The organism is Thermoflavifilum thermophilum, assembly GCF_900116565.1.
GTDB classification, from domain to species: Bacteria; Bacteroidota; Bacteroidia; order Chitinophagales; family Chitinophagaceae; genus Thermoflavifilum; species Thermoflavifilum thermophilum.
The window spans coordinates 562,366-577,705 of sequence record NZ_FPCJ01000001.1 but is presented as its reverse complement, the minus strand read 5'-3'; the positions used below and the strand labels follow the sequence as shown (position 1 = coordinate 577,705).

General features: G+C 44.6%; 19 protein-coding genes. All 19 read left to right on the top strand.

Going from position 1 to position 15,340, the window contains the following annotated elements; translation table 11 throughout:
• Positions 1-115: 115 nt before the first annotated feature.
• The gene (gene rpsL, locus BM367_RS02510) at positions 116-496 is read left to right on the top strand and encodes a 30S ribosomal protein S12 (protein WP_092457267.1); all 381 of its coding nucleotides are present in this window, start codon (positions 116-118) and stop codon (positions 494-496) included.
• Between the two features lie 31 nt (positions 497-527).
• Complete coding sequence (rpsG, locus tag BM367_RS02505; protein ID WP_092457264.1) at positions 528-995, top strand: 30S ribosomal protein S7; 468 nt, start codon at positions 528-530, stop codon at positions 993-995.
• Between the two features lie 63 nt (positions 996-1,058).
• A complete protein-coding gene (fusA, locus tag BM367_RS02500) occupies positions 1,059-3,206 on the top strand; it encodes an elongation factor G (protein WP_092457261.1) in 2,148 nt (715 codons plus the stop codon).
• A gap of 161 nt (positions 3,207-3,367) precedes the next feature.
• Positions 3,368-3,856: a c-type cytochrome gene (locus BM367_RS02495; protein ID WP_092457258.1), complete on the top strand. Its 489-nt coding sequence runs from the start codon at positions 3,368-3,370 to the stop codon at positions 3,854-3,856.
• A 12-nt stretch (positions 3,857-3,868) separates the two neighbouring features.
• Positions 3,869-5,857 (top strand): Sec-dependent nitrous-oxide reductase, encoded by a 1,989-nt coding sequence (gene nosZ / locus BM367_RS02490; protein ID WP_092457255.1) that lies wholly within the window; start codon positions 3,869-3,871, stop codon positions 5,855-5,857.
• Between the two features lie 25 nt (positions 5,858-5,882).
• Positions 5,883-6,539: a hypothetical protein gene (locus tag BM367_RS02485; protein WP_222842556.1), complete on the top strand. Its 657-nt coding sequence runs from the start codon at positions 5,883-5,885 to the stop codon at positions 6,537-6,539.
• 11 nt (positions 6,540-6,550) lie between these two features.
• Entirely contained in the window at positions 6,551-6,976 is a 426-nt protein-coding gene (locus BM367_RS02480) for a nitrous oxide reductase accessory protein NosL (RefSeq protein WP_092457252.1), read from the top strand.
• The gene (gene nosD, locus BM367_RS02475; protein WP_092457249.1) at positions 6,973-8,211 is read left to right on the top strand and encodes a nitrous oxide reductase family maturation protein NosD; all 1,239 of its coding nucleotides are present in this window, start codon (positions 6,973-6,975) and stop codon (positions 8,209-8,211) included. The genes BM367_RS02480 and nosD overlap by 4 nt, the downstream gene beginning before the upstream one ends.
• Positions 8,204-8,923 carry an ABC transporter ATP-binding protein gene (locus BM367_RS02470; protein WP_092457245.1) on the top strand — a complete coding sequence of 240 codons (720 nt, stop codon included), beginning with the start codon at positions 8,204-8,206 and terminating at the stop codon, positions 8,921-8,923. Before nosD ends, BM367_RS02470 begins: the two co-directional genes overlap by 8 nt.
• A complete protein-coding gene (locus BM367_RS02465; RefSeq protein ID WP_092457242.1) occupies positions 8,920-9,702 on the top strand; it encodes a hypothetical protein in 783 nt (260 codons plus the stop codon). Before BM367_RS02470 ends, BM367_RS02465 begins: the two co-directional genes overlap by 4 nt.
• A 10-nt stretch (positions 9,703-9,712) precedes the next feature.
• Positions 9,713-10,897, top strand: coding sequence for a hypothetical protein (locus BM367_RS02460; protein WP_092457239.1), 1,185 nt, complete (start codon positions 9,713-9,715; stop codon positions 10,895-10,897).
• Positions 10,898-10,983: 86 nt separating this feature from the next.
• The gene (gene rpsJ / locus BM367_RS02455; protein ID WP_092457236.1) at positions 10,984-11,289 is read left to right on the top strand and encodes a 30S ribosomal protein S10; all 306 of its coding nucleotides are present in this window, start codon (positions 10,984-10,986) and stop codon (positions 11,287-11,289) included.
• Positions 11,290-11,387: 98 nt separating this feature from the next.
• Positions 11,388-12,005, top strand: coding sequence for a 50S ribosomal protein L3 (gene rplC, locus BM367_RS02450; protein ID WP_092457233.1), 618 nt, complete (start codon positions 11,388-11,390; stop codon positions 12,003-12,005).
• A gap of 1 nt (position 12,006) precedes the next feature.
• The gene (gene rplD, locus BM367_RS02445) at positions 12,007-12,654 is read left to right on the top strand and encodes a 50S ribosomal protein L4 (protein ID WP_092457230.1); all 648 of its coding nucleotides are present in this window, start codon (positions 12,007-12,009) and stop codon (positions 12,652-12,654) included.
• Between the two features lie 22 nt (positions 12,655-12,676).
• Complete coding sequence (gene rplW, locus BM367_RS02440) at positions 12,677-12,976, top strand: 50S ribosomal protein L23 (protein ID WP_092457227.1); 300 nt, start codon at positions 12,677-12,679, stop codon at positions 12,974-12,976.
• A gap of 42 nt (positions 12,977-13,018) precedes the next feature.
• The gene (gene rplB / locus BM367_RS02435; protein WP_092457224.1) at positions 13,019-13,858 is read left to right on the top strand and encodes a 50S ribosomal protein L2; all 840 of its coding nucleotides are present in this window, start codon (positions 13,019-13,021) and stop codon (positions 13,856-13,858) included.
• 34 nt (positions 13,859-13,892) lie between these two features.
• Positions 13,893-14,165, top strand: a complete 273-nt coding sequence (gene rpsS, locus BM367_RS02430) for a 30S ribosomal protein S19 (RefSeq protein ID WP_092457221.1) — start codon at positions 13,893-13,895, stop codon at positions 14,163-14,165.
• A 23-nt stretch (positions 14,166-14,188) separates the two neighbouring features.
• Positions 14,189-14,605, top strand: coding sequence for a 50S ribosomal protein L22 (gene rplV, locus BM367_RS02425; RefSeq protein WP_092457218.1), 417 nt, complete (start codon positions 14,189-14,191; stop codon positions 14,603-14,605).
• Positions 14,606-14,621: 16 nt separating this feature from the next.
• Complete coding sequence (rpsC, locus tag BM367_RS02420) at positions 14,622-15,335, top strand: 30S ribosomal protein S3 (RefSeq protein ID WP_092457215.1); 714 nt, start codon at positions 14,622-14,624, stop codon at positions 15,333-15,335.
• Positions 15,336-15,340: the final 5 nt, after the last annotated feature.

Here is a 15,340-nt window from a genome sequence, read left to right as displayed (position 1 = left end):
TAAATATCTTCACGTGGGCAGCCCGGCTGCATCCGGGTTTTGTTTATTTTGGAAGATAATCATACCTTTGCCATCCCAAAAAATATTTCAGACGAAGCAACCTTAAACTCTGAACATGCCAACGATACAGCAACTTGTAAGAAAAGGCAGGGAAATTGTTCGTGCCAAATCCAAATCCAGAGCGCTGGATGGTTGTCCGCAACGCAGGGGCGTATGTACCCGTGTATACACGACCACACCCAAAAAGCCGAACTCTGCTCTGCGCAAGGTAGCAAAAGTGAGGCTCACCAATAAGGTAGAAGTCATTGCCTATATCCCTGGTGAAGGGCACAATTTGCAGGAGCACTCCATCGTGCTGGTGAGAGGAGGACGTGTGAAGGATCTTCCTGGTGTGCGTTATCATATCGTACGGGGAGCCCTGGATACGGCCGGCGTGAAAGACCGGAAGAAAGGCCGTTCGAAATATGGTACCAAAAAGGAAAAGGCTAAAAAATAATTCAAATTTAACATCATAGAAACTTCAATCCATGAGAAAGCAAGCTGCTAAAAAGCGTCCCTTGCAGCCTGATCCCCGGTTTCAGGACGAAATGGTTACCCGGTTTATCAACAATATTCTGCGCCGGGGCAAGAAAAGCCTGGCTTCCAAAATCTTTTACCAGGCTATTGACCTGGTTACCCAGCAAACCGGAGAAGATGGGTACGAAGTATGGAAACGCGCCCTGAGCAATGTGATGCCAGCCATCGAGGTGAGAAGCCGCAGGATTGGGGGGGCTACTTTCCAGATTCCTACGGAAGTCAGGCCCGATCGCAAGATTTCGCTGAGCATGAAATGGCTCATCAGCTATGCGAAGGAGCGCCACGGGAAAAGCATGGCTGAAAAACTTGCTGCCGAAATCATAGCAGCCAGCAAGGGCGAAGGAGGGGCTTTCAAGAAAAAGGAAGATACCCATCGCATGGCAGAAGCCAATAAAGCCTTCTCCCATTTCCGAATTTAAAAAGTGTAGGCGTGTATTTAACAGCTTCAGCTATCATTTATCATATTTTATAGTTCATCACTTATGGCAGATTTAGCTTTTCAACGAAACTTCGGAATTGCTGCCCACATTGATGCCGGCAAAACAACTACCACAGAACGCATACTTTATTATACCGGCATGACCCACAAAATTGGTGAAGTGCATGAAGGGGCAGCCATTACCGACTGGATGGAACAGGAAAAAGAGCGGGGCATTACCATTACTTCCGCATCGGTAACCTGTTACTGGAAATTTCCTACCGTTCAGGGTCAGGCCATTCCGGAAACCAAGCAATACAAATTCAATATCATTGATACTCCTGGTCACGTGGACTTTACCGTGGAGGTTGAGCGTTCCATGCGGGTACTCGATGGGCTGGTGGCTTTGTTTTCGGCTGTTGATGGTGTGGAACCGCAAAGTGAAACCGTGTGGCGCCAGGCTAACCGCTATCATGTGCCCCGTATTGGTTTTGTAAATAAAATGGATCGCGCAGGGGCCGATTTTCTGAATGTGGTACGTCAGGTACGTGAAATGCTGGGCGCCAAGTCTGTCCCCCTGCAATTGCCTATCGGCGCCGAGGATCATTTCAAGGGCGTTGTGGATCTGGTGGAAATGAAGGGTATCATCTGGGATGAGGCCACGCTGGGCATGACCTATCAGGAAGTGCCCATTCCGGATGATATGAAAGAGGAAGTCGAGGAATGGCGCAATCATCTTATCGAAACAGTGGCTGAATATGATGAAAAACTGATGGAAAAGTATTTTGAAGATCCGCATTCCATCACCAACGATGAAATCTATGCGGTGCTTCGCAAAGCCACCATTGATATGAGCATTGTGCCCATGCTTTGCGGTAGCGCATTCAAAAACAAAGGTGTGCAGACCCTGTTGGACGCAGTGGTGAGATATTTGCCCAGTCCTATTGACATTGCAGCTGTAAAAGGCGTGGATCCAAGAACCGGTGAAGAGGTAACTCGCAAAACGGATCCTAAAGAGCCCTTTGCTGCACTGGCTTTCAAAATCATGACCGATCCTTTTGTAGGTCGCCTGGCTTATTTCCGTTGCTATTCCGGTCATCTGGATGCCGGCTCTTATGTGCTGAACAATCGTACCGGCCGCAATGAACGCATCAGCCGCATCCTGCAGATGTTTGCCAATAAACAAAATCCCATCGATTTTATTGAAGCTGGCGATATCGGCGCAGCTGTGGGCTTCAAGGATATCAAAACAGGCGATACGCTGAGCGATCCTAACCATCCCATTGTGCTGGAAAGCATGTTTATCCCCGAACCTGTGATTGCTGTGGCTATCGAGCCCAAGGCACAGGCCGATGTGGATAAAATGAGTATGGCCCTTGCCAAACTCATGGAAGAAGATCCTACCCTGCGTGTCAAAACCGATGAAGAAACCGGTCAAACCATTCTCCAGGGTATGGGTGAATTGCATCTGGAAATTATCCTGGATCGCATGCGCCGGGAATTTAAGGTTGAGGTCAACCAGGGTGCACCACAGGTGGCTTACAAGGAAGCATTTACAACCACTGTGCAGCACCGAGAAATTCTGAAGAAACAAACCGGTGGACGCGGAAAATATGCAGATATCGTTTTTGAACTGGGTCCTGCTGATGAAGAATGGCTGAAAAACAATCCCGGCCAGCATTTCCAGTTTGTCAATGATATCTTTGGTGGTGCTATTCCGAAAGAATACATCCCGGCTATTCAAAAAGGATTTGAATCGGCCATGGAAACCGGTGTACTGGCAGGTTATCCGGTAGATAACATGAAAGTAAGGGTATATGATGGTAGCTACCACGAAGTGGACTCTGACTCCATGTCGTTTGAACTCTGCGCCCGCAGCGGTTTCCGTGAAGCCGGCAAAAAAGCCAAGCCTATTCTGCTGGAGCCTATTATGAAAGTGGAAGTGATCACACCCGATCAATACATGGGTGATGTAACAGGCGATCTAAACCGGCGCAGAGGTATTCTCGAAGGCATGGATAGCCGCAACAATGCCCAGGTTATTAAGGCTAAAGTTCCTCTCAGTGAAATGTTTGGCTATGTTACCCAGCTTCGTTCACTTACTTCAGGCCGCGCAACTTCCACCATGGAATTCAGCCATTATGCACCGGCACCCGCAAACATAGCTGAAGAAGTGATTGCCAAAGCCAAGGGTAAGGTAAGCGTGGAATAGTAACTCAATTTTAAAAATATGCATGAACCCGCCTGATTCAGGCGGGTTTTTTATTTCCCGGAGGTGATGAAAATCATCATATCCTGATGACATATGTCATCAATCACAGCCATCACGACATATATTTTTGTGATGTTCAGTAAAATCAAAAATAATTTGTCATGAAAAAAAGATTAAATACTCTCTTATTCCTGATTGCCGGTTTGTGGGTTGTGGGTTGTCATTCTTCAACCTCAAACAGCCAGCAGGCAAGCGAAAATGCGGCTGCTCCTGCTGCGTCGGCATCCACTGCAAATCCCCTGGATGACAAAGGCATCGGACCTATCAAATCCGTTCAGCTCGGACCTATCCAGCCCGAACTTGCAAAAAAGGGCGAAACCATTTTCAATGAAAAATGTACGGCCTGTCACCGGATTGATAGCCGTTACATCGGTCCTGCTTTGAAAGGAGTTACCAGGCGACAGGCTCCTGAATGGATCATGAACATGATTCTCAATCCGGATGTGATGATTCAGCAGGATCCCATAGCCAAACAACTCGTAGGTGAAAGTAACGGCGCCGTTATGGCCAATCTTCATCTTAGTGAAGATGAAGCACGGGCCTTACTCGAATATTTGCGTTCGGTTGATGATAGTTCTTCATCCAAATAAAATGCATGTATCATGAAAACAAAAATTTTTCTCAAACAAAAGCAGCTGATTCCCATTGTTGCCGGAATCATTGCAGTTGCAGGTTTGCTGCTTGCCTCATGCAACAATCATTCATCAGTTGGTCAGGGTGCCATCAGTGCCCAGGATGCTGCACAACGGGTGTATGTAGCTCCGGGTCAATACGATGAATTTTATGCTTTCATGTCTGGTGGATACAACGGACAGGTCAGTGTATATGGATTGCCATCCGGGCGATTGTTTAAAATCATTCCGGTGTTTTCACAAAATCCTGAAAATGGCTATGGATACAGCGAAGAAACCAAACCTTTGTTGATGACTTCTTATGGATTTATTCCCTGGGACGATGCACATCATCCGGAATTGTCGCAAACTAATGGTGTGCCTGATGGGCGGTGGTTATTTATCAATGCCAACAATACTCCACGCGTGGCCAGAATTGATTTAAAAACTTTTGAAACCGTTGAAACCATCGAAATTCCCAATTCAGCTGGTAATCACAGTTCACCCTTTGTGACGGAAAATACGGAGTATGTAGTGGCAGGTACGCGTTTTGGTGTGCCTATTCCACAAAAAGATGTACCGATTGCATCTTATAAACAAAATTTTGGAGGCGTGCTTTCATTCATCAAGGTTGCTCCTTCCGGTGATATGGATCTTGCTTTCCAGTTGATGATGCCGGGATTTGATTATGACCTGGCACATGCAGGCAAAGGCAAATCAAAGGATTGGGTATTTTTCACCTGTTACAATTCAGAAGAAGCTCATACCTTGCTGGAAGTAAATGCTTCACAAAAGGATAAAGATTTTGTGGCTGCTATCAACTGGAAGAAAGCTGAGGAATATGTACAGCAGGGCAAATATCATGAATTTCCAGGTACATATTATGATAACCGGTTTGATACCAGCACACAAACTGCGCATTCGTATGTACATCAAGGTGTAAAGGTGTTGATTCCTTCCGAATGTCCCGGACTGGTTTATTTTATTCCTGCACCCAAATCACCTCATGGTGTGGATGTAGATCCGTCAGGAAATTACATTGTAGCCAATGGCAAGTTGAGTGCAGATCTGTCTGTATTTAGTTTTGATAAAATACAACAGGCCATTCAGCAAAAACAATTTGATGGAGAGGTAAATGGAATTCCGGTGTTGAAATTTGATGCTGTGCTGGCTGGTGTTGTGAAAAGCGGGGGTTTGGGACCATTGCACACAGAATTTGATGATAAGGGAAATGCATATACTACATTCTTTATTTCATCCGAAGTAGTGAAATGGAAACTTGGTACTTGGCAAGTGGAAGACCGGCAGCCTACATTTTATTCTCCCGGCCATCTGATGATACCCGGTGGTGATTCACGCAAGCCATGGGGTAAATACCTCGTTGCATTGAATAAAATTACAAAAGATAGATATCTGCCCACGGGACCTGAATTATCCCAGTCAGCTCAGTTGTTTGATATTTCGGGTGATAAAATGAAATTATTGCTCGATTTTCCGACAGTAGGTGAGCCGCATTATGCACAGGCCATTCCTGCCAGCATTCTGATGCCACGGTCTGATAAAATTTATCAATTGGCCAGCAATCATCATCCTTATCTGACCAGGACAGAGAAAGATGCAAAAGTAGTAAGAAAAGGCAATCGCGTAGATGTATATATGACAGAAATCCGCAGTCATTTTGTTCCGGATAATATTGAAGGGATTTATCTGGGAGATACGGTTTATTTCCATGTTACCAATCTGGAACAGGACTGGGATGCAGCACATGGTTTTGCTGTGGAAGGAAATCGTGATAATGCTGAATTGCTGTTGATGCCCGGTCAAACCAAAACATTGAAGTGGGTTCCCGAGAGAGTAGGTGTGTTTCCGTTTTATTGTACAGATTTCTGTTCGGCATTGCATCAGGAAATGCAGGGATATGTACGAGTGTCTTCCCCAAATGATCATGTAGCACTGACTTGGTCAACGGGCAAAGAATAAAATCATGAGTTAAAAATATTCAGCCATGAAAACAAAATCCAATCGCACAGCTTCCTGGCTTATGCTGGGAGCTGTGCTATCATCAGTATTGATTTATTTTTTTCCGCTTTGGCAAATCATACTTTATGCCCCCCAATATCCACAAGGCATCCGCATGTATATTTGGATCAACAGAATCACAGGTGATGATGCCTATGCACTACAAAATATCAATATCCTGAATCATTACGTAGGTATGAAAGATATTGACCCACATGCAGTGCCCGAATTATATTATTTTCCTTATGTACTGGCAGGGATCATTATTCTGGGTGTAACAGCATGGCTCATAAAAAAGAGATGGGCTTATTTATCATGGGCAGTTTTATATACCGTATTGGGTGCAATCGCAATCTATGATTTTTATTTATGGGAATATGATTACGGGCATCATCTTGATCCTAAGGCTCCCATCAAAGTGCCGGGTATGACCTATCAACCTCCTTTGATTGGTATGAAACATTTACTCAACTTCACAGCCATTTCTTTACCCGAATGGGCGACGGTATTTATGTTGATCTCAATTATATTGGGATTCACAGCTTATTTCTGTTGCAGAAGATCATCTGATAAGAAGCTGGTACAAAACCATCCGAATACGCTTACATCTTCGTCTCGATTAAGGGTTTTGATTCATCATTAAAAAACAATGATATGAAAAAATACATATTTCCCGTGTGTATCATGTGGCTGATGATAGCGTGTAAGCCCAAACCGGAACCAATTAAATATGGATATGACAGTTGTGATTTTTGCAGGATGACTATTGTAGATAAAAGATTTGGCGGAGAACTGATTACTTCCAAAGGCAAGGTGTATAAATTTGATTCCATTGATTGTCTTGACAGCTTTTATCATAGTGCGCATGAATCTTTCGCTTATGTGTTGTTTGTAGATTATAACCAACCGGGCACACTCATACCTGCAAAGGATGCGTATCTGCTCTACAGCCCGCAATTGCACAGCCCGATGGGTGAAGGTGTGGCTGCATTCACCGATAAACAGCAGGCAGAAGAAATGCAAAAGAAATATGGTGGTGAAATCAAAAGGTGCCCTTTGTCATTCAATAATCAGCCATGAAAAAAATTTTCCTTTTCTGCTTTCTGGCAATACTAACAATAAAATCCCGGGCAGGAAAAATTCAGGTATGTGCCTCCTGTGAAGTGCAAACCATTGAAAAAGCCTTGCAGCAGGCCAAACCTTATGATACAATCTTGCTGAGAGGAACCTTTCGGCTCGATAGTGCATATACCATTACAATGCCTTTGTCTATCATTGGCCAACAGGCGGTTTTGGACGGGCAGGGAAAAACAGGCATGTGGGTAATCCACGCCAATCATGTATTGATCAGAGATTTGATTCTGCAGCATACGGGCATGAGTTATGTGGAAGACAGGGCTGCAATCTCGATCTCAAAATCCAATCATATTAGCATCATAGATGTAAAAATCATTCAGTCTTTTTTCGGGATTTATGCCTATCAAAGCAAGCATATTCTTATTGAAAGAAACTTCTTTGATGGATCAGGAAGCAGTGAATTTAATGCAGCAAATGGCATTCACTTATGGTATTGTGATAGTGTAAATCTGATTGACAACATTGTTCAGCATCACCGAGATGGCATTTATCTTGAATTCACCCATAACAGTGAAATCAGAAATAATATCAGCTCGAACAATATTCGTTATGGCATGCATTTTATGTTTTCCAATAATGATGCCTACATTGGGAATACGTTTCAATCTAATGGTGCCGGAGTGGCTGTGATGTATTCACACCACATTCAGATGAAAAAAAATACGTTTTCACGTAATCACGGTCCAAATGCCTACGGTTTGTTGCTAAAAGAAATTCATGATTCAGAGATCAAGCAGAATTATTTTGTAGAAAATACAGTTGGAATATTTATGGAAGAATGCACCCGACTGAATATTATCGGAAATAATATTCAATCGAACGGATGGGCCATGCGGATAACGGGAAGTTCATCGAACAACGAGATTACCCAAAATAATTTTCTACAAAATTCATTTGATGTGGCCTCGTTAACGGCAAATGTTCAGGATAATCGTTTTTATGAAAACTACTGGAGTGATTACAGGGGCTATGACCTGAACGGGGATAACATAGGTGATGTGCCCTTTCACCCGATGCGGATGTTTGCTTATGTGGTGATGAGATATGATATTTCCGTGATTCTGCTGCGGAGTTTGCTTGAAAGTTTGCTCAACATCGCAGAATCTGTTATTCCCATTGTCACTCCATCCAAACTTGTTGATCTGGCACCATTAATGAAACCCATTCAGCATGATTGAGATTAAAAATTTATCGAAAGCATATAAGAAGCGTAAGGTATTGCATCATATTGATGCAACTATCAGCAACCCGGGTATATATGCCGTTTTAGGACCGAATGGATCAGGGAAAACGACTTTGATGAAAATTTGCATGGGCCTTGTACTTCCAGATGAAGGAGATGTCTATATCTATCGGGAATCTGTGCGCGCAAGTATCCAATACCGTCGGATGGTGAGTTATCTTCCGCAGATTGCACGTTTTCCAGACAACTTGAAGGTAAAGGAACTATTGCAATTAACCGAACATCTTCGTGGTAAGGCACAACGCAAGGAAATGCTGATGGAATTGTTGGATCTTGATCCATATATGGATCAGTTGTTTCGCAATCTTTCCGGGGGAACCCAGCAAAAAGTAAATCTGGTAACCTGCTTGATGTATGATGTCCCTTTGTATTTACTGGATGAGCCTACAGCAGCACTAGATCCGGTTACCCAGATCAGATTGAAAGAATTTATTCAGCACGAAAGAGAAAGGGGGAAAATGGTAGTGCTCACCACGCATGTTCCTCATCTGGTTCAGGCGATAGCCGATGAAATATTCTTTTTGCTGTATGGTGATATTTATTTTCATGGATCTGTTGAACAATTGATTGGTGCTTATCAGGCAAATGATGTGGAAGAAGCCATTGCCCGGTTGCTTATGTATGAACAGGAAAAAGTAAAAATATGAGGAAGATACTGCAATATGGTTTTATTGACCTGTTGAGGAGCAAATGGATGATGGGTTATGGCATCGTATTTTTTTGTCTTACTTCTACCATTTTGTATCTGATTGGTGATTTCAAGCAGGTTATTATAAGTATGATGTATCTGGTGTTGTATCTGATACCTTTGTTATCTGTGATACTGGGTATCATGTATGGCTATCAGATCAGGGAATATATCGCGTGGGTTTTATCACATCCTGTTTCAAGGAAAAATGTGTTTATGGGATATTATTTGAGTCTTTCTCTGGTGTTGATTATTTATTTTCTTATCGGAATGGGTATTCCGTTTTTAATTGCAGGAGTTTTGCATAGTACTTCTGCAGATGCATTTGCATTTTTATTGATAGCAGGAATTGTGCTTTGTTTTATCTTTTCAGGTATAGCATTATGGGTAGTATTTGGTTTTGATCATAAGCTCCTGGGTTTGGGTATGGGATTGTTGATATGGCTGGGAATGGCGGTTTTGTATGATGTTTTCTTTCTGATTGCAGTGATTGCGTATCAAGATTATCCGCTTGAAATATTTGCCATTGTGGCAAGCATGCTGAATCCAGTGGATTTAAGCCGTATTTTGCTGATAGCTCATCTCGACCTTTCTGCCCTGCTTGGATACACTGGCGCCGTTATCAAATCATTTTTTGGTACGAACGGAGGACTCATATGGATATGTGCCGGATACCTGATCTGGCTGATAATTCCTGTTTGGCGGTATATGCATATTACCTCAAAAAAAGATTTTTGATGCTTGTGATATGAAGAATAGCATAGCATCGGTAAATGGGCATGCACGTGTAGCTGCCTGGTGGTGGATAATGTCTATTGTGTTTCTTTTTTGTGGAGCTGTTATCGGATTAGGGCTCAGGTTTTATTTTGTGAAACCTTTGCCTGTGCGGTTTCAATATTGGCTTCACGCTCATTCACATGTGATGCTGCTGGGGTGGGTGTTCAACGCTTTGTTTTTATTGGTTTATCAGCAATTTTTTATCGTTTTTTCACGGATCGAACAGATTTGCATTGGATTGCTGCAGGTTGGGGTGTTGGGCATGCTGATTAGTTTTCCTTTTCAAGGATATGGGCCGGTGGCAATTGCTTTTTCTGCCGTGCATCTTACAGTAGCAGATGTGCTGGCAGTACTGCTTTGGATTCGAACAAAATCACCTGCTTTTTTCGCGGCCGGCTCGGAACACACCAGGCGTTTTCTCAGGATTGGCGCATTTTTCCAGCTTCTGTCTTCGCTGGGCCCGTTTATGCTTGCTTACCTGATGGCCGGTTCAAATCGTGCGTCTGGCATTGAACACACCGCTTTGTATCAATTATCCATATTTTTTTACCTGCATTTTTTATACAATGGTTTGTTTTTCTATCTGGTACTTGCTTTATGGCTGTCCTCGGGTATCGTTACACGTTCTTCTCAGTACCTGATGGTGTTGGGAACGATTTTAATCTTTGCCCATGCCATTCTGTACGTAGATGAACGATGGTTGTGGTCGTGGGTGGCTGCCATCGGTTCCATCCTGCAGTTATCGGTATGGCTAACATGGATGCATCAAAATTTTGATGTACTCAAGCGAAAGACTGGCATGATACTCCTGGCAGCTATGACTGTAAAACTGATTGTGCAGGTAGGCGGAAGTTTCCCTCCGTTGAGCCATCTGGTGGTTACACAAAGATTTTGGCTGATGGCCTATCTGCATTTTTTGTTTTTGGGTATTTATACACCATTTACATGGGCCATGAAAGGCCTTTCCAGAAGGTTTTTACCTTACGGATTGTACTGGCTGATGCTGCTGGGTACAGAAGGATTGCTGCTCTCTCCCTATCTGTTCAGAAAAACAAACTTCAATGCTGAAGCATGGTATGCCTGTATATTGGCTGTGTATGCCGGGCTTGTGGTATTGCTGCTGGGCATCACCTGCAGACTTTCTCCCTACCGATGACACGCATAATGTGAATCCTTTTTGTCATTTTCAAAAAATCCTATTACCTTTGCCGTCCCAAATTACATCGGGAAAATTGTTTAATCATGGCACAGCGGATTCGCATTAAATTGAAATCTTACGATCACAATCTGGTGGATAAATCGGCCGAAAAAATTGTAAAAACGGTCAGAAGCACGGGTGCTGTGGTAACGGGTCCTATTCCCCTGCCCACGGAAAAGAAAATTTTCACCGTGCTGCGTTCTCCCCATGTGAACAAGAAATCGCGCGAGCAGTTTCAGCTGTGCACACACAAGCGTTTGTTGGATATTTACACGTCCTCGTCCCGCACGGTAGATGCGCTTTCCAAGCTGGATTTACCTTCGGGTGTGGATGTTGAAATAAAAGCTTAGTATTCTGTTTATTGGTCTCAACTCCGTTTGGGGCAGCTTCCAGGAAGCCGTCCTATCCTTCGGTTAAGCCGGGGGCGGAGCGCTGAAAAACAAATATCATGAAAGGAATTCTTGGCAGAAAATTGGGTATGACCAGCATTTTCGAAGCTGATGGGCGGCAGACAGCCTGCACCATCATTGAAGCTGGTCCCTGTGTAGTAACTCAGGTCAAAACCCCCGAAAACGACGGTTATCATGCTCTTCAGATTGCCTTCGGGGAAAGAAAGGAAAAAAATACGCCTCGCCCGCTCAGGCAACACTTCGCAAAAGCCAATACTTCACCCAAAAGATATGTCAGGGAAATCCGCGATCCGGAAATCCAGAAGCAGGTGGGTGAACTGATTACCTGCGATATCTTTCAGGAAGGAGAAATTGTCAATGTAATCGGCACGTCCAAGGGTAAGGGATTCCAGGGCGTGGTGAAACGTCATCATTTCCGCGGTGTGGGTGAATCCACGCACGGCCAGCATGATCGCAGCCGGGCACCTGGTTCCATTGGTGCTTCCTCCTTTCCTTCGAGGGTATTAAAAGGGATGCGCATGGCCGGCCGGATGGGTAATGAACGGGTGAAGGTAAAGGGTTTGCGCATACTCAAAATATTTCCCGAACAGCATTATATCCTGGTAAGCGGATCCGTTCCGGGTCATAATGGTTCCATAGTTTTAATTGAAAAATGATATGCAGCTCGAGGTATTCAATATAGCAGGTGAAAAAACCGGGAGAACCGTTGAACTTCCCGACCAGATATTTCAGGCAAAGCCGCACCAGCACGTACTTTATCTGGCTGTGAAGCAATATCTGGCTGCTCAACGACAGGGTACACATAAAACCAAAACCCGGAATGAGGTAAAGGGTTCTACCCGTAAACTGCACCGGCAGAAGGGTACAGGAGGATCCCGCAAGGGCAGCATCCGCAATCCGCTGTTCCGTGGCGGAGGAACTGTATTTGGCCCCCAACCGCGTGATTATTCCATTAAACTCAACAAAAAAGAAAAAGACCTGGCAAGGGTTTCAGCCCTTTCTGTCAAAGCCTCCGAACAGGCTATCCGGATCGTGGAAGATTTTTCCATTCAGCCCCCGAAAACCAAACAGTTTGTAAGTGTGTTGAAGGCTTTGGGTATCGATCCGGAATGGAAGAAGGTGTTGTTTGTTACTCCGGAATATCAGGAATCCATTTTCCTCTCATTCCGGAATGTACCTACAGTTAACGGTCTGGCATTTAAGGACCTGAATGCCTATGATATTTTAAATGCCAATTATCTGGTATTTACCGAGCAGGCGGCCAGGCTGTTTCAGGAAGCAGCTGAACCTGTACCGGCTCAATAATTGAAGCTTAAAAAACAGAACAATGAAAGCCACCGATATTCTGATTAAGCCGATGGTTACCGAAAAATCGAATCAGCAGTCTGAAAAGCTGAACAGGTACACTTTTCAGGTGAACCGGAAGGCCAATAAACTGCAGATCAAAAAAGCTGTAGAAGAATTTTACGGCGTTACGGTAACAGATGTGAATACCAGCATTGTTCCCGGAAAACGCAGAAATCGATATACATATTCAGGCGTAATCAGCGGAAAAAAATCGGCCTATAAAAAAGCCGTGGTTACCCTGGCTGAAGGGGAATCGATTGATTTGTATGCCAATGTATAATGCAGGTCGCACATTGATAGTGTTTTAAACGAATGAGATTCCATGGCACTGAAGAAATTTAAACCGGTTACACCAGGCACCCGATGGAGAATCGGAAATGCTTTTGCGGAAATCACTACCGATGAACCCGAAAAAAGTCTGCTGGAGCCTATTTCCAAGACCGGCGGGCGTAACGCACAGGGGCATCGGACTATGCGCTATATCGGTGGCGGACATAAAAAACGCTATCGCATTATTGATTTTAAGCGGGACAAGAGAAATATTCCCGCCACAGTCAAAAGCATTGAATATGATCCCAATCGCAGTGCATTCATAGCCTTGGTGGTTTATGCAGATGGTGAAAAACGCTATATCCTGGCCCCCCAGGGTTTGCAAGTGGGTGCCACTGTGATGAGCGGTGAAGATGTGAGCCCTGAGGTTGGAAATGCCATGCCATTGAAAAATATGCCGCTGGGTACCATTGTGCACAACATTGAATTGCATCCCGGCCAGGGGGGTGCCATTGCCCGGAGCGCCGGCACCTATGCCCAGCTCACAGCGAAAGAAGAAAAATATGTGGTGTTGAAAATGCCTTCCGGAGAAATCCGTCGGGTACTCGGCCAATGTTATGCCACCGTGGGCAGTGTATCGAACTCCGATCATGCTCTTGAACAAATGGGTAAAGCCGGACGTAATCGCTGGCGTGGCATCAGGCCCAGAACCAGAGGAGTGGCTATGAATCCGGTTGATCATCCAATGGGAGGCGGAGAAGGAAAAGCATCGGGAGGTCATCCCCGTTCCAGAAAAGGCCTGTACGCCAAAGGATTGAAGACCCGCTCCAGAAAGAAAGCTTCCAACAAGCTTATTCTGCAGCGGAGAAATGGCCAGAAACTCAGCAGCTAATATTTGACAAGCATAAACCAATATTTTAAACGATATGGCTCGTTCTATCAAAAAAGGACCTTACGTAGATCATAAACTGGAAAAGAAAGTGCAGTTGATGAATGAAGGGACCATCAAGAAGGCCGTCATCAAGACCTGGAGCCGGCGTTCTACCATTACGCCCGATTTTGTGGGACATACATTTGCCGTGCACAACGGCAACAAGTTTATTCCGGTGTATGTGACGGAATTCATGGTAGGTCATAAGCTGGGAGAATTCGCTCCTACACGGAATTTTAAGGGACATTCCAATAAGAAACAACAATAATTTGTATACCTAATTTTTCGGTCATGGAAGCTGTAGCTCGTTTGAGAAATTATCCCAGTTCACCCCGTAAAATGCGTTTGCTGGCCGATCTGATTCGGGGCAAGGATGTAGATGTGGCTTTGAATATTTTAAAATTTCACCCGAAACATCCCAGCAAACCACTGGAAAAGCTTTTGCTGTCGGCCATTGCCAACTGGCGGGAAAAGAATCAGGGTGAACGGGTGGAAGATGCCAGGCTGTATGTCAAAACCATTTTCGTGGATGGCGGTCGTACCCTGAAAAGGCTCAGACCAGCCCCACAAGGCAGGGCCTATCGGATCCGCAAGCGCAGCAACCATGTAACCATTATTGTGGATTCTGCGCTGGCAGCCCAGGCAAAAGATTCGGCGCAAACCACGGCTTCCGCTACCGAAACAACATCCGAAGAAACTGCATCTTAAACTAAAATTTTAGAAAGTGGGTCAAAAAACAAATCCAATCGGCAACAGATTAGGCATTATCAGAGGCTGGGACTCAAATTGGTACGGCAACAAACGTGATTTTGCCCCTAAATTGGTGGAAGATCATAAGATCCGTACCTATCTGGATGCCCGAATCAGCCGGGGAGGTATCTCACGAGTGGTTATTGAGCGTACGCTCAACAAACTCATTATCACCATTCACACCTCCAAGCCCGGGATTATCATTGGAAAAGGAGGCGGGGAAGTGGATCGGATTAAGGAAGAATTGAAAAAACTCACAGGAAAAGAAGATGTGCAAATCAATATTCTGGAGATCCGTCGTCCTGAAACCGATGCACGCATTGTAGCCGAAACGATAGCCCGGCAGATTGAAAGCCGCGTGAACTATAAAAGAGCCATTAAGATGGCCATTGCCACCACCATGCGCATGGGCGCAGAGGGGATTAAGGTGAAGGTGAGTGGCCGCCTGGGTGGAGCAGAAATCGCTCGCTCCGAAGAAATCAAGCAGGGGCGCGTACCCTTGCATACATTCCGGATGGATATTGATTATGCATGCCTGTTTGCCCAAACTGTGTACGGGAAGATTGGCGTGAAGGTATGGATATGCAAAGGTGAAGTGCTGGGCAAGCGGGATCTGGATCCCAACTTTGTGGGAGGACGTGATCACGGAAGAGAACGCAGGGGCAGAGAACGCGATCGGAGAAAATAAATCAG

What these genes read in the sequence shown, in the direction of transcription:
- BM367_RS02480 (WP_092457252.1), top strand. Translation starts at nt 6,551, where the DNA reads ATGAAAAAATACATATTTCCCGTGTGTATCATGTGGCTGATGATAGCG.
- BM367_RS02495 (WP_092457258.1), top strand. Translation starts at nt 3,368, where the DNA reads ATGAAAAAAAGATTAAATACTCTCTTATTCCTGATTGCCGGTTTGTGG.
- rplV (WP_092457218.1), top strand. Translation starts at nt 14,189, where the DNA reads ATGGAAGCTGTAGCTCGTTTGAGAAATTATCCCAGTTCACCCCGTAAA.
- rpsJ (WP_092457236.1), top strand. Translation starts at nt 10,984, where the DNA reads ATGGCACAGCGGATTCGCATTAAATTGAAATCTTACGATCACAATCTG.
- fusA (WP_092457261.1), top strand. Translation starts at nt 1,059, where the DNA reads ATGGCAGATTTAGCTTTTCAACGAAACTTCGGAATTGCTGCCCACATT.
- rplB (WP_092457224.1), top strand. Translation starts at nt 13,019, where the DNA reads ATGGCACTGAAGAAATTTAAACCGGTTACACCAGGCACCCGATGGAGA.
- rpsG (WP_092457264.1), top strand. Translation starts at nt 528, where the DNA reads ATGAGAAAGCAAGCTGCTAAAAAGCGTCCCTTGCAGCCTGATCCCCGG.
- BM367_RS02465 (WP_092457242.1), top strand. Translation starts at nt 8,920, where the DNA reads ATGAGGAAGATACTGCAATATGGTTTTATTGACCTGTTGAGGAGCAAA.
- BM367_RS02460 (WP_092457239.1), top strand. Translation starts at nt 9,713, where the DNA reads ATGAAGAATAGCATAGCATCGGTAAATGGGCATGCACGTGTAGCTGCC.
- rplC (WP_092457233.1), top strand. Translation starts at nt 11,388, where the DNA reads ATGAAAGGAATTCTTGGCAGAAAATTGGGTATGACCAGCATTTTCGAA.
- rpsS (WP_092457221.1), top strand. Translation starts at nt 13,893, where the DNA reads ATGGCTCGTTCTATCAAAAAAGGACCTTACGTAGATCATAAACTGGAA.
- nosZ (WP_092457255.1), top strand. Translation starts at nt 3,869, where the DNA reads ATGAAAACAAAAATTTTTCTCAAACAAAAGCAGCTGATTCCCATTGTT.
- BM367_RS02485 (WP_222842556.1), top strand. Translation starts at nt 5,883, where the DNA reads ATGAAAACAAAATCCAATCGCACAGCTTCCTGGCTTATGCTGGGAGCT.
- BM367_RS02470 (WP_092457245.1), top strand. Translation starts at nt 8,204, where the DNA reads ATGATTGAGATTAAAAATTTATCGAAAGCATATAAGAAGCGTAAGGTA.
- rpsL (WP_092457267.1), top strand. Translation starts at nt 116, where the DNA reads ATGCCAACGATACAGCAACTTGTAAGAAAAGGCAGGGAAATTGTTCGT.
- rplD (WP_092457230.1), top strand. Translation starts at nt 12,007, where the DNA reads ATGCAGCTCGAGGTATTCAATATAGCAGGTGAAAAAACCGGGAGAACC.
- nosD (WP_092457249.1), top strand. Translation starts at nt 6,973, where the DNA reads ATGAAAAAAATTTTCCTTTTCTGCTTTCTGGCAATACTAACAATAAAA.
- rplW (WP_092457227.1), top strand. Translation starts at nt 12,677, where the DNA reads ATGAAAGCCACCGATATTCTGATTAAGCCGATGGTTACCGAAAAATCG.